Source organism: Mesorhizobium sp. CNPSo 4661 (genome assembly GCF_057784215.1).
On sequence record NZ_JBWGIO010000022.1, the window covers coordinates 68,629 to 88,297 of the forward strand.

Genomic DNA, 19,669 nt, shown 5'->3' on the forward strand with positions numbered 1-19,669 from the left:
AGGCGGAGGGTCGTAGGAAAATGGACTTGCCGTACGTATGACGGAATTCAGGTATTGCTAGATCTGGATTTCCTGCCGTCGCAGCGCTTTGACGATGGCATGCGCGACGTTGATCGCATCGAGTTTTCCTCGAATGTTGCGCTGATGGCTTTCGACCGTGTTCTTGGTAACGCCGAGGATACAAGCGATGTCCTCGGTGGATTTGCCTTGCGCGCTCCACTCCAGGAGTTCACGCTCGCGCGCCGTCAACGGCGTAGGCTCATCGTTATCGCCGGGTGTTCCCAGCCCTGAGAGGCTGCGAAACGTATGCACGCAAAGCGTCTCGATAAGAGGCATGGCGCTTGGCGGAACGTCCATCCGGTCACTCGCCATCGTAACGACGCCTGGCCCGGCCAATGGGACATGAATTGGGACGCAGATGCCTTCTTTCATCCCGAACTCGGCCGCCTCGTCCATCACCAGCTTCGCGCGTGGAACCAGCCTTGCGGCCCGCAGCTCGCCCCATCGGAAAGGCTCTGGCGAGTGCCGGCACTGGGCGACACAAGGATCGCACAAAAAATACGCCTCGGTGCCGTAGCGACGATGCCATTCAGGAGACCAGCCATCGGCAAGAATTTCACGCTGCCAGTCCGTGCCGTGCGGCACAGGCAGTCCGGTGATCAGGAAATTGCGCAATCCATAGCGCTCCATGGCTGAGCGGAACTCCTGAAGGATTGCATCGGCCGACCGCGCAGTATCGATCCTTGTGATCGTCGCAAAAAGGTCGACAACCGTTTCGTTTTCCATTTGGCAGACCTCAACCACAGTCAGGCCCTACCCCGCGAAACAACCTATGGCTGTCCAGATACAATCTTCAATAGGATGCGCAGCGAATGTACACTAAAGGAGTCAATCAGGTATCACAAAGACGAGATAAGTGAAAATCGGGTCAGCACTGCATTGTAGAAGTCTGGCTTCAATCGGTCGACTTTGAAGCGGCCGGTTTCGACACCCGAATAGCTCGCTTACTTGAAGGGCTCGCCGAAACCAACTCTTGTGGCTCGACATTCAATGCCTTGGCGAGAATTTCGACTGTATCCAGCGTGGCATTGCGCCGCCCGGCCTCGACGCTGCTGATATAGGCGCGCGTGCGGCCCGAAACGAAAGACAACTGCTCCTGAGAGAGTTTTCTTTCTCTGCGAAGCCGCTGCACGTTCAGACCAAAAACGCCGCGAAGTTTCATCAAACAACGGATGCTACGGCGCGCACTATGGTGCGACACACTATAGTGCACATTCCGCATTGACAGCCGTGCCGTTGGCTGTTTGAACCAACAAGCGAATTCACCGTTTCCCGGACAAGGAATAGCCATGACGAGCCGGCCGTTTCGCGACCTCGCACACGACGTGTCCGCGCAGTCCTCAGGCGAGATTAGCCGTCCCGACATGGACACAAGCCGGGTACTGGAGCTCGTCTGCATCCGATGCGGCACTTCCTATCCCGCCGATGTCACCATCGACTCCAAAGGATGCGCGCGGTGCCAAGACACCGCGCCGGCAAATCTTGCGCCCGTCTATGCGGCCCCGCGGTCTCCCCTCTTGGCCGGCGCCACCAACTCGCGCTCGCTGTGGCGTTTTGCGCACATGCTGCCTTGCACGGAAGCGGAGGCGGTGAGCCTCGGCGAGGGGCTGACGCCTTTGCTTGCCGCGCCGCGCATCGGGGCGTTTCTGGGCGTGCCGGATCTTGCAATCAAGGACGAAGGCCGAAACCCGACCTGGTCGCACAAGGACCGCTTCTCGACGATCGCGGTCAGCGTGGCGCGCGCGCGTGGCGCGAAGATCGTCGCCACCGCCTCATCGGGAAACGCCGGCGCTTCGCTGGCGGCCTACGCTGCCCGAGCCGGGCTCAAATGCGTCGTCACCACCTTTGCGGGATCGGCGGGCGCGATGCTGGCGCAGATCCGCAAATATGGCGCGACGGTCCTGCCCCTGGTCAGCAAAATGGACCGATGGTCGCTGCTTGAACAGGCAGCGGCCCGCTACGACTGGTTCATCGCATCGCCCTATCACGGTCCGGTCGTCGGCAGCCATCCACTCGGCATCGAGGGCTACAAGACGATCGCCTACGAGGTCGTCGAGCAATCCGATGGCACGGCACCAGACTGGTGCGTCCTGCCGGTCTGCTACGGCGATGCCCTGTCCGGTGTGTGGGCTGGCTTTTGCGAGCTGTTCGCGCAAGGGTCGATCACGCGCCTGCCTCGCCTCGTCGCAGCGGAGGTGCATGGGTCGCTGGCGGACGCTCTGGCCAGCGGCGCCGATGCGTTGAGTGAACGCAATATGCTTTTCGACAGCCTTGCCGTATCGATCGGCACGCCGCGCAGCACCTTTCAGGCGCTGAAGGCGCTGCGCGAATCCGGGGGGCACGCCGTCCCCGTCAACAATCACGGCCTGATCGCGATGCAGGAACGCCTTGCGCGGGACGAAGGAATCTTTGCCGAACTGGCGTCGGTCACGCCGCTGATGGCGATATCGACATTGAAGGACCAAGGTGTCATCGCGGCCACGGACCGTGTCGTGGCCGTCGTGACAGCCAGCGGTCTCAAGGACCTCGATCGGTCCGCCGCATCGAACGAACACGATCAGGTCTTCCAGACGACGGACGATGCCTGGCGCTGGCTCGACAAAAGCGGGCTGGATCTCGCTTCATAGATTTTCCGGCGCGCCAACAGCCGGTGGCACTTCGATTGCTGTGTGCGTTTTCAGCACATCGTCGAGGCTGCGACGCAGCCAAAGAAAGCGCGTCCAGTGCGTCTCCGCGGCCGGCGCGATGGTTGTCAGCGTCCTCGGCTCGGACAGTTCCTTGCAGGGCCAGCCAGGCAGAGCCGCAAGCCAGTCATCATTGTAGACAGTCTCGGCATGGCGATGGCCTTCGTCAGGCATGATGACCGCCACTTGCGCATCCGGAAGGGTCGTTGCAACCCATTGCGCCACCAAAGCGGCGGCGCCGCTGGTCGGCCCCATGAAGAGGCCGTGCTCGCGCAGCAAACGATGCGCGGTCATGTAAGCCGGATAGGCGCCAACCCAATGGATCTCGTCGACAAGCTCATGCCTGACATTTTTCGGCAGGACGCTGTTGCCCAGGCCCCGCAGCATGCGTTTGCCGACGGGCTGTCCGAACAGGATGCTGCGATGGGTATCGACGGCAAACACCGTCAGATGCGGAAAGACCGTTCGCAAAAAGGACGCAGTGCCGCACAGCGAGCCACCCGTACCGACGCAGCCGACCAGGCAGTCGACCCTGCCCATTGCCCGGATGAAGAGTTCGGCCAGCCGCGCATAGGCAAGCCAGTTCCCCGGACTGTCGTATTGGCGGGTCCAGAAGCCGTCCGGCTCGTTGGCCAGGATTTCCTGCAGGCGCTCCAGCCGGCCAGGCTGATTGCCGTCGCCGCGCGGATCATCAAGGGCGATGACCGTGGCGCCGATGCGCTCCAGGCGGGCTTTGTATTTGGCATCGATCAGCGTTGAAGCGGTGACGAGCGTAAGGCGATAGTCACGCGCCGCCGCCAGCAGCGCGACCGCCATGCCGAACGTGCCCGACGTCGTCTCGACAATGTGGGAGCCGGCCTTCAGTTCGCCATCCGACGCTGCGCGATCCAGAATGTAGCGGGCCGGCATCAGCTTCATCAGCGGAAACGCCGCGGACACGAGATTTGGCGCCAGGCGCGCAAGTCGCGGGGTCTCAAGGTCCCTGAAATAGTCCACGTCAAGGGTCACCATGTCCAGCCCTCCGCATTGACCAGATGGACTTCGACATCCTTGAAGCCGGCACGTCTTATCTGCTGCGTGACCAGGGCCGCGCGTCGCTTCAGATTCGATGCGAAAAGATCGAAAATCAGGCCGAACAACGAACCGCTATGGGCGACTTGCACCCCGCACGCTCCGGCTCGCCGGGCGATTTCGGCGATCTCGCCGAAGCCCTGTTTCGGCAGGTGCCGTTGACTGATCATGGCACTGGCCGAGGCGGCGCGTCCGAGAAGATAGGGATCCTGAAGGCGAACCGCCCGAGCCACCAGCGCCCGCAGCACGCCGAACTCCTGGATTTCGGCACTGTCGTAGCGTGCGGGCGGCAGCTGCAATGTATCGACCGGAACCCCGCCATTCGCCTTGAACCCGACCAGAAGCAGTGGCGGCAGGGAGCCGCCGAAATTCTCGATCACAGTGCCTTCGCGTTGCGCGAAAAGCACCGCGTGATCGTCGAACGCGATCGCGTCGCTGGCGCGCTCGGCAGCCACCGCGAGACGCCCGATGCTTGACGGCCGCAACTGGACGTCAACGGCTGCGGCGACAGCACGAATGGAAGCGACAACGTCAGCCGTCGATGAGCCGTAGCCGTGCCCCACTGGAATTGAGCTTTGAAGTGTCAGCTCGCCGCCGCCGGTGACATTCAAGAAATCGAGCGTGAGCCGCGCGGCAGCCGACGCCTTGACCTTGTGATCCGGGTGGACAACGACCGCATCGACGTCGCTCCTGGCAAAGCGCGCCTCAGATCTCAAGCCCGCAATCGGCAGCGTCACGAGCCCGCGATGAAGGCGTCCGCCATCGTCCTTGAAGACGCCCTGGATGAGTTCGCCGTGATGCGCAATCGCCACCGCCATCCCCACCGGCGACCGCGGCGCTTCACGGCCCATGAGATCGCCGGCCTCAGCCATTTTCATCTCCCCCGCGCTTTCTCGCCACGCGGGAAGATGGCGCCGACGACTGGCAGCCGCCCTCAAGGAATTCAGGTATTGACGGCCCCTATCGACCGAGCCGGCGGCGAGGCGATGACGGGGGATCGTCAGGCGGCGGAGCCAAGGTGCCTCAGCGGCCGGCCGGCCGACACCGATTGCACTGCGGCCATGATACCTTGCGCATCGATCCCGCAATGCCGGTAGAGATCCGCGATCGTGCCGGTCTGGCCGAAATGCTCGACGCCCAGGGCACGCGTGCGATGGCCGTGGACCGACCCCAGCCACGCGAGCGTCGCGGGATGCCCGTCCAGCACCGTCACGATGGCGCATGAGGCAGGCAGGCCAGCCAGCAGGCGCTCGACATGGCTGGTGGCGCGTGGCTGGCCATACTGGCGCGCGCGCGCCGCGGCCGACCAGCCGGCGTTCAGCCGATCGGCCGAGGTCACGGCAAGGAGCCCGACATCGCGCCGGTCACCGGCCATCAGCCCCAATGCCTGGACCGCCTCCGGCGCGACAGCTCCCGAATAGGCGATCACCACAGCGGCATTTGGCCCGGGTTTGCGCAACCAGTAGGCGCCATCGACGATGTCACGCGCCTGCGGATCCCCGGTCTGGCGTGTCGGCTGCTCGATCAACCGCGTCGAGAGCCTGAGGTAGACCGAACCTCCCGTCTGATCCCGCAGCCAGCTATGGTCATCGGGCTCAGCCTCGCCGGAGCGCTGGATGTAGTCGAATGCCCAACGCAGGATGACTGCCAGCTCGTCGACATAGGCCGGCTCGAATGTCGCCAGGCCGTCCTGCGCCATGCCGATCAGCGGCGTGGCGATCGACTGATGCGCTCCGCCCTCGGGCGCCAGCGTCACGCCAGAAGGCGTCCCGGCCAGGATGAAGCGAGCGTCCTGGTAGCAGGCATAGTTGAGCGCATCGAGGCCACGCTGGATGAAGGGGTCGTAGAGCGTTCCGACCGGGAGCAGGCGCTTGCCGTGAAGCGAGTGCGACAGCCCCAGGGCCGACAGCATCGTGAAGAGGTTCATCTCCGAGATGCCCAGTTCGAAATGCTGTCCCGATGGCGAAAACGTCCAGTTGAAGGTAGACGGAATGCGTACTTCGCGAAAAATGTCCGCCTGGTCGCCGCGCGCGAACAGACCTCGCCTGTTGACCCAGGCACCGAGATTGGTCGAGACGGTCACGTCCGGAGACGTGGTGACGACACGCTTTGCAAAATCGCTGTCTGACTTGGCGATCTCGTGCATCAAAAGGCCGAAACCCTGCTGTGTCGACATGGACGCCTGTGCGCTGAAGGCAATCCGAGCCGGCACGGGTACGGCTGGAGCCTTATGACGACGGGTAGCTGCCTGCGCGAAAGGCGACGACGCCAGATAGGACCGGATCGCGGCCTCATCGTATGCAAGGCCCTCGAACATGTCCCATTCACGCCCTTCGCGGACACCCATGCCTTGCCGCAGCGCGTCGACTTGCGCCGGCGTCATCAATCCGGCGTGGTTGTCCTTGTGGCCGGCGAGCGGCAGGCCGAAGCCTTTGATCGTATAGGCGATGAAGCAGGTCGGACGATCATGCCCGCGCGCTTCCTGGAAGGCGGCGATGATGCTCGCCAGATCATGGCCGCCGAGATTTGCCATCAAGGCGGCAAGATCTTCGTCGCTGCGCTTCTCGATCAGGCGGGTGACCGGTCCCTGATCACCGAGGTCGTCCAGAAGGCGCCGGCGCCATGCGGCGCCGCCCTGGAAGGTCAGCGCGCAATAGAGCTGATTGGGACATGCGTCGATCCAGGACCGCAGCTTTTCGCCGCCCTCTTCCTCGAAGGCCGCCTGTTGCAATGTCCCATGTTTCAGGATCACCACATCCCAGCCGAAGTTGCGAAAGATAGACTCGAAGCGCTGCCACAGGCCTTCGCGCACCACCGCATCAAGGCTTTGCCTGTTGTAGTCGACGACCCACCAGGTGTTGCGCAGGCCGTGCTTCCAGCCTTCGAGAAGAGCCTCGAAGATATTGCCTTCATCCATTTCGGCGTCGCCGAGAAGGGCGACCATTCGACCCTCCGGCTGATCCGTGTTCCAGCCTTTTGCCCTGACATAATCCTGGACCAGGGAGGAGAACAGGGTCTGCGCCACGCCCAGTCCGACCGACCCGGTCGAGAAATCGACATCGTCGATATCCTTGGTTCGAGACGGGTAGGACTGCGCGCCGCGATAGCCGCGAAAATTCTGCAGCTGCTCGAGCGTCTGCCTGCCGAACAGATACTGGATGGCATGGAAAACGGGGCTGGCATGCGGCTTGACGGCAACGCGGTCTTCGGGCCTCAGGATCTGGAAGTAGAGCGCCGCCATCAAGGTCGAGGCGGACGCCGACGACGCCTGATGTCCGCCAACCTTGAGGCCGTCCTGCGACCCGCGAACATGATTGGCATGATGGATCATCCAGACAGCCAGCCACAGAACCTTGCGTTCAAGCTCTGAAAGGATCGTCATCGTCGGCTCCCGTGAAATCGCGGCTCAACGATAGCGGGCCAGGTCTCTCAAAAGTGGCTATTCTTACGCAAGCATATCAATAATATTGGCTGATCCAGCCAATAATAACGTCCAGGCGAGGGAAACGTGCCAAATCCGACGCTCGATGCAATCGACCTGAAAATCATCGCCGCGCTGCAGAAGAACGCAAAGGCGACGACGAACGACCTCGCGGAAGCCGTCGGTCTTTCGCCTTCACCATGCGCCCGGCGCGTCAGGCTCCTGGAGAGCGCCGGCGTCATCAAAGGTTACACCGTGGTCCTCGACCAGAAGAAGCTCGGCCTGCCGATCAGCGCTTTCGCGTCGATCAAGCTTGAACGGCAACGGGAGGACGATCTCGACCGCTTCTCGCAAGCCGTGCTGCGCTGGCCGGAGGTGGCCGACTGCTATCTGATGACCGGCCAGCGCGATTACCTGATGCGCATCGTGGTGCGCGACCTCGAGGCCTATGAGCGGTTCATCAAGGACAAGCTGACGCGGCTGGACAACATCGCCTCGATCGAAAGCAGCTTCGCGCTCGGCCAGGTCAAGCGCTCGGAAGTCTTGCCCGTCTAATCGACCGGCTGTCTCGACCCATCGCGGCGGCAACTGAGCGAGGTTGGGGCGCTCGCGTCAACCCAAGCGCAACCCACGAACAACGTATTCCCCTCGTCACCGCAAGCGAGAGCTCTCACTGCTGTGTTCGCAATATTTAGTACATATTTTGTACATCTATATTGACGAACCGTCATCTTCAAACGTAGCGTCGCGCGGCTAAGGCGGAACGCCTGCGCGCAACAACTCAATCTCACGGGAGGACTGCACCGATGAAATTTCGAGCCCGATCGGCCGCCATTGGCCTGGCCTGCATCGCCTATGCCGCGCTTGTTGGATCCGTGCTGCCGGCCGCGGCGGAGACCACAAAAGAACGCGTCTTGAAGGAAGGACGCATCGTCATCGGCATCCACAACCGGTCGCCATGGGGCTACAAGAAGGAGGGAACCGGCGAGTTGCTCGGCTGGCATCCGGATCTTCTCAGGGCCGCCTTTGCCGATCTCGGCGTTAAGCAGGTCGACTTCGAGGTCACCGAGTTCGGCGCCTTGATCCCTGGCCTGATGGCCGGGCGTTTCGATGCCGTTGCATCCGGCCTGTCGATAACGCCGGAGCGATGCCAGCAGGTCGCCTTCGGTGCTCCCGACCTGAGGTCCGACGACGCGGCGGTCGTGCTCGCCGGCAACCCCAAGGCGATCCATAGCTATGCGGATCTTGCCAAGAAATCCGACACGACCATGGGCGGCGGCCGCGGCAGCAATGTCATCAAGAACGCCATCTCCGAGGGCGTGCCGGAAGACCGCATCCTGCAGTTCCCCGACATCGAGACCAACATCGCGGCACTGCGCGCCGGCCGCATCGACGCGGCTCTGTTCTCTTCCCCGACGGTGATCGGGCTGCTGGCCGGCAACAGGAGTCCCGATCTGGAGCGCGCCAGCCCGTTCACGACGGACGAGAAGTCGATCAGCTACATCGCGATCGCGTTCCGGAAGGACGATGGCGATCTGCGCGACCTCTACAATCAGGGTCTGGCGAAGGTCATGTCGAATGGCACGATCGCCACCATCATGGCCAAGTACGGATTTGGCCCCACGGAGAACGTGCCGCCAGGATTGACGACATCGCAATTGTGCGGAGCCGCCAACTGAACGCCATCAGCAACAGAACCCAGCTGGCATCAACAGCGCGGGCGGCCCGCGCTGGCGATGACCGGGTGCCGACCGCCCTCCCCCAGATGCGGCGTCGTCATCGTGGCCGCCATGGTCAATTCGATCGGGCGCTTCGGATCGGACAGGAATACCGCGACGCCGCCAGGGTCTTGTCCGGTCCGGCATAAGCACGTGCAGGATCGCACCGACCAGCAGCGCGTGTCTCGTGTTTTCCCTATGGTTGCGCCTTTCAAGCGAGCCCTTCGGGATCGACCAGGATGTCGGCGATGTTTTGTACGTCGCGAACCTCCCATTCCCCACGCCGGACCTCGCGAAAGTAACTCGAGGCGTAGCCGCTCGGGCAGTCGCTCGTGTCGCTTAAGAACCTTGATCCTCGGGGCGCCAAGACCGCCGCTGCCAGCTGACGCTTCGGCATCATACGCGATCGCGTATATCTTTCTTTTATACGCGATCGCGTATATCTCCATTTTATACGCAACTCCGTATATTGAAGATTAATGCGCGATCGCGTATACTGCGGGCGTGGAGACCCATCATGACAGACCAGATCGCTCGCAACGAAAAACAACTCGGGGCCATTCTGCGCCGCGCCCGCAAGAACGCCGGGCTCACGCAAGGCTCGCTCGGCAACCAGATCCACCTGCGCCAGGGTACGGTCTCCCGCCTCGAGGCCGGTGAGCCCGCGATGCAACTCCGCACCTTGATGGCCGCCCTCTCCGCCCTCGACCTTGAACTCGTCGTGCGCGCGCGCAGCAAAGGCAGCTCTGCTGATATCGAGGACCTGTTCTGATGGCACGGCGACGGGTTCACATCCCCCTGAATGTCTTCCTGAACGGGCGCCTCGTGGGTGTATTGCGCAGGGAATCGACGGGCGCCATCGACTTCCAATACGCCCGCGAATGGCTGGACTGGCGCGGCACCTTCCCGATCTCACTCTCGCTTCCTTTGCGGGAAGACCGCTATATCGGCACGCCGGTGACCAACGTCTTCGACAACCTGCTTCCGGACAATGACGCCATACGCAGGCGTGTTGCCGAACGCGTCGGCGCCGACGGCACGGATGCCTACAGTATGCTGGCTGCGCTCGGCCATGACTGCGTCGGCGCGTTGCAATTCCTGCCCGATGGCATGGATCCAGGGCCTCCCGGCAGTGTCGAAGGCAAGCCGGTCAGCGACGAGGACATCGCCGGGATAATCGAGAACCTTGCGGCCGCTCCGCTGGGCCTGGGCGAGGACGAGGACTTTCGCATCTCGATTGCCGGCGCGCAGGAAAAGACCGCGCTGCTGCGCAAGGACGGAGGCTGGTTCAAACCGATCGGCACGGCAGCGACCACCCATATCCTGAAGCCGCAGATCGGCCGGCTGCCGAACGGCATCGATCTCTCCAACAGCGTCGAGAACGAGTATCTTTGCCTTAAGCTGCTGCAAGCCTTTGGCGTTCCCGCGGCCCAGGCGCAGATCGCTGACTTCGGCGAGCGCCGCACGCTGATCGTAGAACGCTTCGACCGGCTGTGGGCCCGCGACGGCCGCCTCCTGCGCCTGCCGCAGGAGGATATCTGTCAAGCGCTATCAGTGCCGCCGACGCGCAAGTACCAGTCCGATGGCGGTCCCGGCATGCGCGAGATTATCGAGCTTTTGAAGGGTAGCGATACGCCTGATGAAGACATCGCCAGCTTCTTGCGCACCTGCATCTTGTTCTGGCTGATTGGCGCGACCGACGGCCACGCCAAGAATTTCAGTATTTTTCTCGGCCCTGGCGGACGATTCCGCATGACGCCCCTATACGACGTGCTGACCGCGCAACCCAGCCTCGATACCGGACAGATCCCGCGCAAGAAATTCAAATTGGCAATGTCGGTCGGCAAGAACAGGCACTATTCGGTACCTGACATCATGCCACGCCACTTCCTGCAGACCGCTGACATTGCCGGTGTGGGTACCCCTGTCATGCGCAGAATTTTCGATGACATCGCTGAAAACGTGGAAAAGCAGGCCGACGAGGTGATCATGTCGCTGCCCCGTGGCTTTCCTGAACAGCTTGTCGACGCGGTCAAGTCGGCTATCGGCAAGCGGGCGGCCCTCCTCGCCGATAACAAGGCTGATGCCGTCGATTGATCGAGGTGCGACGAACCGGCTGCAGGGCTTGATCGCCCATCCCGCGGCTGATCATCATCGTCGTCATCGGTGCAACAACAACACTGTCGTCGCGTGACCGCCAGGGGCGTCGAGTATACCCATCATCATGATGAACATGGCCATCAGGCTTCAAGCTAGCCGTTTATTGGCCCTGCAACCTGTCAGGGTGGGTTTTCGCTGTTGTCCATCGGATTGATGTCCTCGGAAATCTCCTGTCGCAGTTTCGGCCCCTTCGCCAGGCGTCTCCCCAACGCGGTGACGAAGGCTTCGTAGCGTTCGGCCGCCTTGGCGCGCGCGGCCTGGGCGGCAGGCTCGGGCAACGCCGGCGTTGTCGCGAGCCAGAAACGGACGAACACCGCCAGTGTCTCGACCGCGATGCCGATATCGCGCTCCTGCCTGGCCAGGCGGCGATCGACCTGGTCGAGGCGTTTGGCGATAGCGGCCTCGCGGCGTTGATCCGCATCCGGCGACAGGAAGGAAGCGAGTGCTGCTTCCGCAATCATGGATTGGGGTTGACCGCGCCGTGCCGCATAATCGCCAAGCATCGTCATGATGGTCTGATCGAGATAGACGGAAATCTGCGCCTTCTTTTTGCGAGCCATCATGGCGCCTACAACTCCATGCCGTCATCGGGGTCGAGGGATACCTGCCGCGCAACGCCCTGCATGAGGCGCGCCAAGCGCCGGTTGCGGACGGCATCATCGTCGTCGGCATCGTCGTCCGGTCCCATATCGAATTCGTTTTCGATCGGCGCCGCTCTCTCGACGGCCTGCGCCCGATTGAGTTCGGCTTGCAGGCGACGCTCCGATCCCGTTGGATCGCCATCGCCCTGCTGCAGCATCCCGGAGGCTTGCGTCGCCTCAGAGTGAGCCAGGACCGGCAACTGGCTCCAATCGTCAAGGCTGGCCTCTCCGGATCGAGCCAATTCGGGTGGCGGCAACACGCGCTCCTTAAAACGGGTGTCCTCGTAGTAGCGGGCCTTCTTGGCTCGGATCGGCGGCACGCCTGCCACCATGACGATCTCGTCGGTCGGCGGAAGCTGCATGATCTCGCCAGGGGTCAGCAGCTGACGGGCGGTCTCCTGTCGCGACACCATGAGATGTCCGAGCCAGGGCGAGAGCCGGTGACCGGCATAGTTCTTCATCGCCCGCATTTCGGTTGCCGTGCCGAGTGCGTCTGAGACCCGCTTGGCAGTCCTCTCGTCGTTTGTGGCGAAGCTGACGCGGACATGACAATTGTCGAGGACCGAGTTGTTGGGACCGTAGGCCTTCTCGATCTGGTTCAGCGACTGCGCGATGAGAAAGCTTTTGAGGCCATAGCCGGCCATGAAAGCCAACGCGCTCTCGAAGAAATCGAGGCGGCCCAGCGCCGGGAACTCGTCCAGCATCAGAAGCAAGCGATGGCGGGTTGTCTTGGTAGTGAGGTCCTCGGTGAGGCGGCGACCGATCTGATTGAGGATGAGGCGGATGAGCGGTTTGGTCCGGTTGATGTCCGAAGGCGGCACCACGAGATAGAGCGTTGCTGGTTGCTTACCGCCGACGATGTCGGCAATTCGCCAATCGCAGCGCCGTGTCACGCCGGCGACGACCGGATCGCGGTAGAGACCAAGGAAAGACATCGCTGTGGACAGGACGCCCGAGCGTTCATTGTCGGATTTGTTGAGCAGCTCGCGCGCCGCACTGGCGATAACCGGATGCGGGCCGGCATCACCCAGGTGCGCGGTCTTCATCATCGCGGCAAGCGTCGATTCTATCGGGCGCTTCGGATCGGAAAGAAAGGCGGCGACGCCGGCGAGCGTCTTGTCCTGCTCAGCGTAGAGAACATGGAGGATCGCGCCGACCAGCAGCGCGTGACTGGTCTTTTCCCAATGGTTGCGCTTTTCCAGGCTCCCTTCCGGGTCGACGAGAATATCGGCGATGTTCTGGACGTCGCGGACCTCCCATTCGCCACGGCGGACTTCCAGAAGCGGATTGTAGGCTGACGATTTCGAATTGGTCGGATCGAAAAGCAGCACGCGACCGTGCAGCGCGCGAAAGCCTGCGGTGAGCTGCCAGTTCTCGCCCTTGATGTCGTGGACGATCGCCGAGCCCGGCCAGGTCAGAAGCGAAGGCACCACCAGGCCGACGCCTTTGCCGGACCGGGTCGGGGCGAAGCACAACACGTGCTCGGGCCCATCGTGGCGCAGATAATGGCGATCATAACGCCCGAGCACGACACCATCGTTATCGATCAGGCCGGCAGCCTCCACCTCTCGCATTTCGGCCCAGCGCGCCGACCCGTAGGTCTGGACAGTCTTGGCTTCGCGCGCTCGCCACACCGACATGCCGACGGCAACGATGATCGAGAGGAAGCCACCGGACACGGCGATCAAGCCGCCTTTCACGAAGATGGACGGGGCGTAGGCGTCGTAGAAATACCACCACCAAAACAGAGCGGGCGGATAATAGACAGGCAGCCCAGCAATCTCGAACCAGGGTGGACCGAGCCCCATCTGGAAAACGAGTTTCCAGGCGGTCCATTGCGTCGCCGTCCAGGTCGTCAAGAGGACGATCAGGAAGACAGTGAGGATCTGACCCCACAGGATTTTGGTGGCGGACATGGCGTGCTCCTTTCATCTGGTTTTCAGAGGCCGAGCCCCCTCTTGCGGCCAAAACTCCAGTCGATGCCGCCATCGCCGCGCACGACACCGGAGACGTGCTGGCCGAGATGCTTTTCAAGTGAGGGCGTCCACGGGACGAGCTGGAAGCCCAGCCCGTCGTCAATCATGGCGAAACGGCCGGAGGCGAGTGACAAGCGCTGGCGATAGGCGCCGGCAACAAAGTCTCCGCTGGCGGCGCGCTTGAAGGGCCGACCAGTGTCGGCCGCGAGCCTGTCGCCAAACGTCCCCAGTTCCGCCCGCCGCAGTGTATCGAGCAGGCTTCGGGTGAAGATGATGCGTCTGCCCTGCCGCTCCGCGAGCCCCTGTTTGACAAGCTGTTCGGCGCGCCGGTCGAGGGCGTCGCGAACCTCGGCGCCGAAGCCGGCCTCGGCCAGGGCGGCCGGTTCGCGCGCGATCGCCTGACGGTCGAGCCAGGTCGCACCCGATGCCGTAATCTGTTGATCCACTCCAAGGTCGGAGCGCACGGCGAGTGCGGCCCGGCGTTGACCGCGCGCATCATCGAATTTTCGCAGCTCGACAATCGATCCCGGTGCGCTGTCGCCAGCCGCCTCCAGATCGGAGAGCCTGATGTGATGGGTGCGTCCGTCGACACCGTCAACCACGGCATAGGCCGTGCCGATCAGTTCGTCATCGAGCCCACGATCGACCAGCCGGCCGAGAACCGGCGTCTCCAGGCTCTCCGCGGCCAGGACATAATTGGCTGAGCCACGCTCGATGCCAGCCGCACTCATCGCGCGGTGGATGCGCTTGATGATGTCGCCGCGCTCGCCAAGCGCGCGCAGTGTTGCCTCGGCCCGTTCGTCGATCGCCCATTGGCCAGGCCCCGCCTGTTGGGCAAGACCAAGGGTCTCGAGCTTGCGCAGGCGACCGATTTTCAGAGCGTGATACTCGTCCGGTTGACTTTGGCGAGATGGCGCGAGATCGATGATCCCACTGCCACGGCTGTCGCGAAGCAACTGCCGATCAAGTTGCGTCCACCGCTCGGACTGGATCTGGCTTTCGAGCCTGTGGCGGATATCGAGATCGGTGCGCGGACCCAGTTCCTGGGTCACCAGATCGCGAGCCCGGTCGCGCATGCCTTCCTTGATGTAGTCACGCGCGATGACCAGATCCTGGCCATCGTCGCGAACCCCACGCACGATCAGGTGAATGTGGGGATGCCCGGTGTTCCAGTGATCGACCGCCACCCAGTCGAGCCGCGTGTCGAGGTCCTTCTCCATCTGCCCCACCAGATCGCGGGTGAAGGCGTTAAGGTCCACCATGTCGAGAGCGTCGTCCGGCGAGACGATGAAGCGGAAATGGTGGCGATCGTCCTTGGCGCGAGCGGCGAAGGCCGCGCCATCGGCATTCTCCGTCCCCGGCCCGAACAGATGCCCCTTCTCCCCGTCCCGGCTGACGCCCTCGCGGCGCAGATAGTTGAGGTGGGTGCCAAGTGGAGCGGCGCGCACGGAATGACGGACGACTCGCGCCTTGACGACGGCGCCGCGCGACCGCGAGGTGATGAGGCGGTTGGCCTGGATGCTGGCGCGCTGACCGTGACCAAAGCGGGAGCGGCTTGCCTGTACAATCCGGCCTGAGCGCGAAATACCGCCGCCCGCCTTTTTCGCCGCGGCCAACACCTGCGCGATGAAGGGTCGGGCCTGCTGGGCGCGCGTGGAGCGGATGCGCCCGGGTCGAATGCGAAACGCGCGCTCATCAGCCATGGCGCGTCCCCGCAATGTGGAAAAAGAGAAACAAATACAATATCTTGACTTCTTCATACACATTGCGCCGATGGCCGGCAATGTGCGGAACGCGCCAGAAAATCACGCAAGAACAACCACGCGACCGCCGAGCAATGTGCGCCCTTTTATCCTGCCATCCCCCGGTTGTTGCCCTGTGCTCTGCGCGCCTCATTGGCTGCGACGTCAAAAGAGACGCCAGGGGGCGACCTGAAGGAGACTTCGTCATCGCTGCGTTGTCCGGACGTCGGACCCAGTGAACAGCTGGCGTGGCTGCGAACCGGCCGCGAAAAGTCTGCGCACCAACGGTGACGACGAAACCTCGACGGAAGCGTCCTCGTCGGGCGGAAGACCGGAAGCGGCAAGGGGCCCGGACGGCATTATGAACAGCGGCGCGATCTTCCAGCTGACGGCCTTGGCAGGGCCGCCGGTGAGCGCGCCGGATGCATCACCGCCGGCCCAGAAAGGGCGGAGCGTCGCAACATAGGCCCGGGTCTCAGCCGGCAGCGGACGGCCTTTCAAGGAGGCTTCGTAACGCCCTGGCCCCGCATTGTAGGCGGCCAGAAAGCCCGGTGAACCGTATCGATCATACAGCTCGCGAAGATAGGCGGTGCCGGCAAGGATGTTGTCGCGCGGATCATAGGGATCGCGGCCGAGCTGGTGACGAAGGCGCAGCTCGGCAAAGGTTGCGGGCATGATCTGCATCAAGCCCACCGCCCCCTTTCGGGATACGGCGCGCGGGTCGAGAGCACTTTCGAGGTGCATGATTGCCCGTATCCAGCGCTCGGGAACACGGAAGCGATGCGACGCCTCGGCAATAAGCGCGGCATAAGGATCGTCCGCGGATTTGCGCGGGGCCGGCGCGGATTGCGCGACGGCCCCCGTCATCGCGTGACAGACGACCAGCATGCAGCCGATAAGACAAAGTGCTTTACGCCGACCAGGAAAGCGACTGACAGAGCGGCTTCCGTTCGCACGTTTCGGCGCCGAAGGCCCACTCATCGAGCACGCTCCGGCCGCGCTTTCGGCCGGATCCAGCGCAGCGACCAGGAGCCGTCGTCGGTTCGGAAGAGACCGGCGCGAAAACGCCGGCCAAACAGCGGATCTTCCAATCGGCACGACAGATAGTCGCCAGCCGTCTGTCCGGTTTCCTTCCAGGCCGCGCCGACCTCGGGGCCGCTGCCGTCGCCGATGTGGATACGAAAATCCGGCGCTTTGCCGTCAGACATTTTGGTCGGCACAAGCACCAGCTCGGCATCCACGAGCAGCGTTCGAATGCGTCCGGAATAACCCGATTCAGTTTTGTGGAAGACGCCGATCTCGGCCATGGATTATCTCCTTCTCTTGTTGGCTGGGCTGAATTTCAGTTCGCCGGAGCGAGCCAGGTGTAGTGGCCATCGCCCCTCTCGTCGGTCCAAAGCGGCAGCGCGGCTCCGACGATCGAGCTCGCCGGAAACAGGCCGAAATAGCGGCCGTCGAGACTGTCCCCGACCTTCCGGTTCATGACGAAGACTTCGGCGGCGGCGACGATGCGGCAGCCCTGCCATTCAGGCAGTGCGCGCCCCTTGCGGTCGCGCTCCAATGCGGCACCCACCGCAAGCCCGTTCACCGTGATGACGCGACCGAGGCGGCAGACTTGCTGCCCAGGAAGGCCCTCGATGTGTTTCAGCATCGGCACGCCGAGCGGAAGGTAGCCACGCCTGGCGGCGAACCGGGCGACCTTGTCTGGCGGTTCGATGACTGCGAGCGCGCCAGCCGTTGGAACGGCCATTTTCCTGATCGCGTAGAGACCAAGCGGCGCGCTGGCAGACGCGTTCCACAGCAGCAGCGGCGGCATCTCGACGACAGCCGGAGCGACCGTCGCGACGACGGCCGCAAATCCTGCAGCCATGCAAGCGCCGCGGCTCATGAGGTCACCCGCTTGCGCAACAGAAAGGCCCGGTGCTGCTCGAGCGAATAGGCACGCGGCGTTGCGCCCGCAATGAGACGGTTGTGGGTCTGACGCCAATAGTCCGGTGCGGCGTCCCCCGGATCGAGACCGATCGCCTCGATCGCATCGATCCGTTGGAGAACCCGCTCTACCTTGTCCCAGCCTGCGATCTTGAGCAGGATCTCGCCGCCTGGCCGTATGTAAGGCAGCGTCTGATAAGGTTCAGCGGGCAAGACGGCGCGCACGATGTCGATGCGCGAAACGACAGTGCCAAAGTCATTCGCCGCCCAGCGCACGAACGCAAAGACACTGCCAGGCGCAAATCCGACGACGCGGCGCCGCTCGTCGACGATCGTCTCATGGGATGGACGTCCGAAGCGGATGCGATGCTCAATCCGTTTCTCGATCCAGATCAGCTCGACAGTCGTGAGGTTGCCGCGCGGCGTCGATTGGGTAGACGACGTCATGTGTCGTCTTCCTCGCGCCGGCCAACGCACCGCCGCTTCTGCTCCCCACCGCCAGTCCGCGGCTTGCGCGCAAGACTGTTAGATTGAGAGTTAGACTCTAAGTTAAGAGCGCGATTCTCCGTTCCCGGCCCGTCCCTTAAGGCCGATCGCGGTTCCCGAAAGCACGAGGATGCGGTTCCCGATGGCACGATAGTTCGGGTTCCCGATGGCACGATCCTGTCCACCGGCGCGGGCGCCGGTTCGAACGCCAGCAGCACACGGCCGCTGGCTTCGACCTCCGTGAACAGACGATACCCGGGCAAAGGTTGGCGGCGCACGATGTCACGCAGCTCGAAGGCGAAGCGCTTGAGCGGCGAGAGGCTGCCGGACTTCTGATGCAGGTGCCGGATGTCGAAACGCCAACCGGCGCGCTGGCGTCCGCCATGCTTGCGCACCAGCCGATAAAGCCACCGATCGAGCCCGCCCGTCAGTCCGAAATAGGCCCGGTCTATTGTCAGGATCAGCGCGTCATCCATGACGGCGCGATAGAACCAATCGGGCAGGATCAATTCGACGCCGAGCGGGCGGCCGTTTCGATCGAAGCGCTCCTGCCATTCATTGATCCACGAGAAGCGATGGCGCCGGCCTTCGGCGGGTTGACGAATGGAGGTGACAACGCTTGTCGACTGCAGGCGGTCGAGCGCCGCCTTGAGGCGCAAATAGTCTCGCTTCGAGACACCGCGGCCGACGAAGGTGAGCATTTCGTATGGTGTCGCGGCCATCAGGCGCGACGTGCGCAATCCGGCGTCCCGCGCGCTGACGATCTGGCTCGCGGCCCAGATCAGGATATCGGCATCCCAGATCGTCGCCATGCCGTGGTCTGGCATCGCTTCGACACGGATCGCCACATCGCCAGCGCGAAAGTCGATCGGCGCGATGCGCCTGGATTTGGCAAGCGAGAAGAAGGGATAGGCCATGAGGTCCTGCGCATCGCGTGGCGCGACGACACCGGGCAGCGCGTGGAACAGATCAAGCTGTCCGCGTTCCGACGGTTGCTGTGTGCGTCCAGGCATAGGGGGAGATCAGCCGGGTCAGCGCCTCTCGCGCCCGGCATAGGCGATCAGGCGGGCGGCTTGAGGCTTGGCGGGCAGCACCGAGCCATGCGGATCGGATGTCGACGTCATGGCGCCGCGCTGGACCCAGGCCTTGAGGTCGTCGACGGCGTAGACGACGCGGCCGCCGAGCTTTCGATAGGCAGGCCCGGTGCCGTAGGTGCGGTGTTTTTCCAGCGTACGCGCAGAAAGACTGAGGAAATGCGCTGCCTCCGAAGTGCGCAGGTAGCGTGGCGGCAATGGCGCGGCGTCGGCATTCATGGGGTGTCTCCTTGCGGCCGTCGCGATTGGACGGCGATCGATGGCCAGGATGGAGGAGCGTCGGGCGGGTAATCAGGTGCGCAATTGAGGGCCGCTATTTCGCACCGCCAAGAGGCCTTCACGCAGTGGCGCCGGCGCGCAGCAATTGGTGATAGCCGCGCTCGACCATCCTCACGCCATCGCGGATCAAGCAATGCATCAGATGACAGGAAGCGCGGTGATGCAGCCCGCCGCGCGGAAAGCTTACGCGGTCACCGGCAGAAGACGCCTCGCCCGGTGCCGGGCGAGGCGTCTGCCGCTTCACTCGCCGTTGCGGCGGTTGGGGCGGGACCAGATGAGGCTGTGTCCCTCGCCTTCCTCGTCGGCGAAGAGGTTGGCGTAGATCGGAGCGGTGAAGCTCGGATCGTCCAGCTTGAGGCCGAGATAGTCGCGGCCCTCGTTGGAGCGCTTCGACCAGGCGGCGCCGAT

Annotated in this window: 20 protein-coding genes and 1 pseudogene; 5 read left to right on the forward strand and 16 right to left on the reverse strand. The window is 63.2% G+C overall.

The window, feature by feature from the left end:
- Positions 1-57: 57 nt before the first annotated feature.
- On the reverse strand, positions 58-786 hold the full coding sequence (locus AC0YKC_RS28295; RefSeq protein WP_488513463.1) for a LuxR family transcriptional regulator: 729 nt from the start codon (positions 784-786) through the stop codon (positions 58-60).
- 169 nt (positions 787-955) lie between these two features.
- Positions 956-1,222, reverse strand: a complete 267-nt coding sequence (locus tag AC0YKC_RS28300; protein ID WP_477245164.1) for a helix-turn-helix domain-containing protein — start codon at positions 1,220-1,222, stop codon at positions 956-958.
- A 202-nt stretch (positions 1,223-1,424) separates the two neighbouring features.
- Between AC0YKC_RS28300 and AC0YKC_RS28305 the strand changes: the two genes are divergently transcribed.
- A complete protein-coding gene (locus AC0YKC_RS28305) occupies positions 1,425-2,687 on the forward strand; it encodes a threonine synthase (protein ID WP_488513481.1) in 1,263 nt (420 codons plus the stop codon).
- Here the strand turns inward: AC0YKC_RS28305 and AC0YKC_RS28310 are convergent.
- The 3 genes from AC0YKC_RS28310 to AC0YKC_RS28320 form a co-directional block, all read right to left on the reverse strand.
- On the reverse strand, positions 2,682-3,755 hold the full coding sequence (locus AC0YKC_RS28310; protein ID WP_488513464.1) for a PLP-dependent cysteine synthase family protein: 1,074 nt from the start codon (positions 3,753-3,755) through the stop codon (positions 2,682-2,684). The genes AC0YKC_RS28305 and AC0YKC_RS28310 overlap by 6 nt on opposite strands.
- Positions 3,749-4,687: a GHMP family kinase ATP-binding protein gene (locus AC0YKC_RS28315; protein ID WP_488513465.1), complete on the reverse strand. Its 939-nt coding sequence runs from the start codon at positions 4,685-4,687 to the stop codon at positions 3,749-3,751. The genes AC0YKC_RS28310 and AC0YKC_RS28315 overlap by 7 nt, the downstream gene beginning before the upstream one ends.
- Before the next feature lie 128 nt (positions 4,688-4,815).
- Positions 4,816-7,197 carry a transketolase gene (locus AC0YKC_RS28320; protein WP_488513466.1) on the reverse strand — a complete coding sequence of 794 codons (2,382 nt, stop codon included), beginning with the start codon at positions 7,195-7,197 and terminating at the stop codon, positions 4,816-4,818.
- Positions 7,198-7,323: 126 nt separating this feature from the next.
- On the opposite strand from AC0YKC_RS28320, the gene AC0YKC_RS28325 reads away from it, so the two are divergent.
- Together AC0YKC_RS28325 and ehuB are read left to right on the forward strand one after the other, a co-directional pair.
- On the forward strand, positions 7,324-7,791 hold the full coding sequence (locus AC0YKC_RS28325; RefSeq protein WP_199200734.1) for an Lrp/AsnC family transcriptional regulator: 468 nt from the start codon (positions 7,324-7,326) through the stop codon (positions 7,789-7,791).
- A 251-nt stretch (positions 7,792-8,042) separates the two neighbouring features.
- Positions 8,043-8,915 carry an ectoine/hydroxyectoine ABC transporter substrate-binding protein EhuB gene (ehuB, locus tag AC0YKC_RS28330; RefSeq protein ID WP_488513467.1) on the forward strand — a complete coding sequence of 291 codons (873 nt, stop codon included), beginning with the start codon at positions 8,043-8,045 and terminating at the stop codon, positions 8,913-8,915.
- 41 nt (positions 8,916-8,956) lie between these two features.
- Here the strand turns inward: ehuB and AC0YKC_RS28335 are convergent.
- A pseudogene (locus AC0YKC_RS28335) lies at positions 8,957-9,249 on the reverse strand (conjugal transfer protein TraG); the annotation flags it as partial.
- 222 nt (positions 9,250-9,471) lie between these two features.
- On the opposite strand from AC0YKC_RS28335, the gene AC0YKC_RS28340 reads away from it, so the two are divergent.
- Together AC0YKC_RS28340 and AC0YKC_RS28345 are read left to right on the forward strand one after the other, a co-directional pair.
- A complete protein-coding gene (locus AC0YKC_RS28340) occupies positions 9,472-9,726 on the forward strand; it encodes a helix-turn-helix domain-containing protein (protein ID WP_064982438.1) in 255 nt (84 codons plus the stop codon).
- On the forward strand, positions 9,726-11,051 hold the full coding sequence (locus AC0YKC_RS28345) for a type II toxin-antitoxin system HipA family toxin (RefSeq protein WP_488513468.1): 1,326 nt from the start codon (positions 9,726-9,728) through the stop codon (positions 11,049-11,051). Before AC0YKC_RS28340 ends, AC0YKC_RS28345 begins: the two co-directional genes overlap by 1 nt.
- Before the next feature lie 182 nt (positions 11,052-11,233).
- On the opposite strand, the gene AC0YKC_RS28350 is transcribed toward AC0YKC_RS28345, so the two are convergent.
- The 10 genes from AC0YKC_RS28350 to AC0YKC_RS28395 form a co-directional block, all read right to left on the reverse strand.
- Positions 11,234-11,677 (reverse strand): CopG family transcriptional regulator, encoded by a 444-nt coding sequence (locus tag AC0YKC_RS28350; RefSeq protein ID WP_488513469.1) that lies wholly within the window; start codon positions 11,675-11,677, stop codon positions 11,234-11,236.
- Positions 11,678-11,682: 5 nt separating this feature from the next.
- Positions 11,683-13,671 carry a conjugal transfer protein TraG gene (locus tag AC0YKC_RS28355; RefSeq protein WP_488513470.1) on the reverse strand — a complete coding sequence of 663 codons (1,989 nt, stop codon included), beginning with the start codon at positions 13,669-13,671 and terminating at the stop codon, positions 11,683-11,685.
- Between the two features lie 23 nt (positions 13,672-13,694).
- The gene (locus AC0YKC_RS28360) at positions 13,695-15,434 is read right to left on the reverse strand and encodes a relaxase/mobilization nuclease domain-containing protein (protein ID WP_488513471.1); all 1,740 of its coding nucleotides are present in this window, start codon (positions 15,432-15,434) and stop codon (positions 13,695-13,697) included.
- A gap of 243 nt (positions 15,435-15,677) precedes the next feature.
- Positions 15,678-16,454, reverse strand: a complete 777-nt coding sequence (locus AC0YKC_RS28365; protein ID WP_488513472.1) for a lytic transglycosylase domain-containing protein — start codon at positions 16,452-16,454, stop codon at positions 15,678-15,680.
- The gene (locus tag AC0YKC_RS28370) at positions 16,451-16,780 is read right to left on the reverse strand and encodes a DUF736 domain-containing protein (protein WP_488513473.1); all 330 of its coding nucleotides are present in this window, start codon (positions 16,778-16,780) and stop codon (positions 16,451-16,453) included. The genes AC0YKC_RS28365 and AC0YKC_RS28370 overlap by 4 nt, the downstream gene beginning before the upstream one ends.
- 35 nt (positions 16,781-16,815) lie before the next feature.
- On the reverse strand, positions 16,816-17,361 hold the full coding sequence (locus AC0YKC_RS28375) for a S26 family signal peptidase (protein WP_488513474.1): 546 nt from the start codon (positions 17,359-17,361) through the stop codon (positions 16,816-16,818).
- Positions 17,358-17,849: a DUF2840 domain-containing protein gene (locus tag AC0YKC_RS28380; RefSeq protein ID WP_488513475.1), complete on the reverse strand. Its 492-nt coding sequence runs from the start codon at positions 17,847-17,849 to the stop codon at positions 17,358-17,360. Before AC0YKC_RS28380 ends, AC0YKC_RS28375 begins: the two co-directional genes overlap by 4 nt.
- Positions 17,846-18,901 (reverse strand): replication initiator protein A, encoded by a 1,056-nt coding sequence (locus AC0YKC_RS28385; protein ID WP_488513476.1) that lies wholly within the window; start codon positions 18,899-18,901, stop codon positions 17,846-17,848. The genes AC0YKC_RS28380 and AC0YKC_RS28385 overlap by 4 nt, the downstream gene beginning before the upstream one ends.
- A gap of 18 nt (positions 18,902-18,919) precedes the next feature.
- The gene (locus tag AC0YKC_RS28390) at positions 18,920-19,201 is read right to left on the reverse strand and encodes a helix-turn-helix transcriptional regulator (protein ID WP_488513477.1); all 282 of its coding nucleotides are present in this window, start codon (positions 19,199-19,201) and stop codon (positions 18,920-18,922) included.
- Positions 19,202-19,501: 300 nt separating this feature from the next.
- The coding region (locus AC0YKC_RS28395) for a DUF736 domain-containing protein (RefSeq protein WP_488513482.1) at positions 19,502-19,669 on the reverse strand (168 nt) is incomplete at its 5' end.

What these genes read in the sequence shown, in the direction of transcription:
- AC0YKC_RS28295 (WP_488513463.1), bottom strand. Translation starts at nt 786, where the DNA reads ATGGAAAACGAAACGGTTGTCGACCTTTTTGCGACGATCACAAGGATC.
- AC0YKC_RS28300 (WP_477245164.1), bottom strand. Translation starts at nt 1,222, where the DNA reads ATGAAACTTCGCGGCGTTTTTGGTCTGAACGTGCAGCGGCTTCGCAGA.
- AC0YKC_RS28305 (WP_488513481.1), top strand. Translation starts at nt 1,425, where the DNA reads ATGGACACAAGCCGGGTACTGGAGCTCGTCTGCATCCGATGCGGCACT.
- AC0YKC_RS28310 (WP_488513464.1), bottom strand. Translation starts at nt 3,755, where the DNA reads ATGGTGACCCTTGACGTGGACTATTTCAGGGACCTTGAGACCCCGCGA.
- AC0YKC_RS28315 (WP_488513465.1), bottom strand. Translation starts at nt 4,687, where the DNA reads ATGGCTGAGGCCGGCGATCTCATGGGCCGTGAAGCGCCGCGGTCGCCG.
- AC0YKC_RS28320 (WP_488513466.1), bottom strand. Translation starts at nt 7,197, where the DNA reads ATGACGATCCTTTCAGAGCTTGAACGCAAGGTTCTGTGGCTGGCTGTC.
- ehuB (WP_488513467.1), top strand. Translation starts at nt 8,043, where the DNA reads ATGAAATTTCGAGCCCGATCGGCCGCCATTGGCCTGGCCTGCATCGCC.
- AC0YKC_RS28340 (WP_064982438.1), top strand. Translation starts at nt 9,472, where the DNA reads ATGACAGACCAGATCGCTCGCAACGAAAAACAACTCGGGGCCATTCTG.
- AC0YKC_RS28345 (WP_488513468.1), top strand. Translation starts at nt 9,726, where the DNA reads ATGGCACGGCGACGGGTTCACATCCCCCTGAATGTCTTCCTGAACGGG.
- AC0YKC_RS28350 (WP_488513469.1), bottom strand. Translation starts at nt 11,677, where the DNA reads ATGATGGCTCGCAAAAAGAAGGCGCAGATTTCCGTCTATCTCGATCAG.
- AC0YKC_RS28355 (WP_488513470.1), bottom strand. Translation starts at nt 13,671, where the DNA reads ATGTCCGCCACCAAAATCCTGTGGGGTCAGATCCTCACTGTCTTCCTG.
- AC0YKC_RS28360 (WP_488513471.1), bottom strand. Translation starts at nt 15,434, where the DNA reads ATGGCTGATGAGCGCGCGTTTCGCATTCGACCCGGGCGCATCCGCTCC.
- AC0YKC_RS28365 (WP_488513472.1), bottom strand. Translation starts at nt 16,454, where the DNA reads ATGAGTGGGCCTTCGGCGCCGAAACGTGCGAACGGAAGCCGCTCTGTC.
- AC0YKC_RS28370 (WP_488513473.1), bottom strand. Translation starts at nt 16,780, where the DNA reads ATGGCCGAGATCGGCGTCTTCCACAAAACTGAATCGGGTTATTCCGGA.
- AC0YKC_RS28375 (WP_488513474.1), bottom strand. Translation starts at nt 17,361, where the DNA reads ATGAGCCGCGGCGCTTGCATGGCTGCAGGATTTGCGGCCGTCGTCGCG.
- AC0YKC_RS28380 (WP_488513475.1), bottom strand. Translation starts at nt 17,849, where the DNA reads ATGACGTCGTCTACCCAATCGACGCCGCGCGGCAACCTCACGACTGTC.
- AC0YKC_RS28385 (WP_488513476.1), bottom strand. Translation starts at nt 18,901, where the DNA reads ATGCCTGGACGCACACAGCAACCGTCGGAACGCGGACAGCTTGATCTG.
- AC0YKC_RS28390 (WP_488513477.1), bottom strand. Translation starts at nt 19,201, where the DNA reads ATGAATGCCGACGCCGCGCCATTGCCGCCACGCTACCTGCGCACTTCG.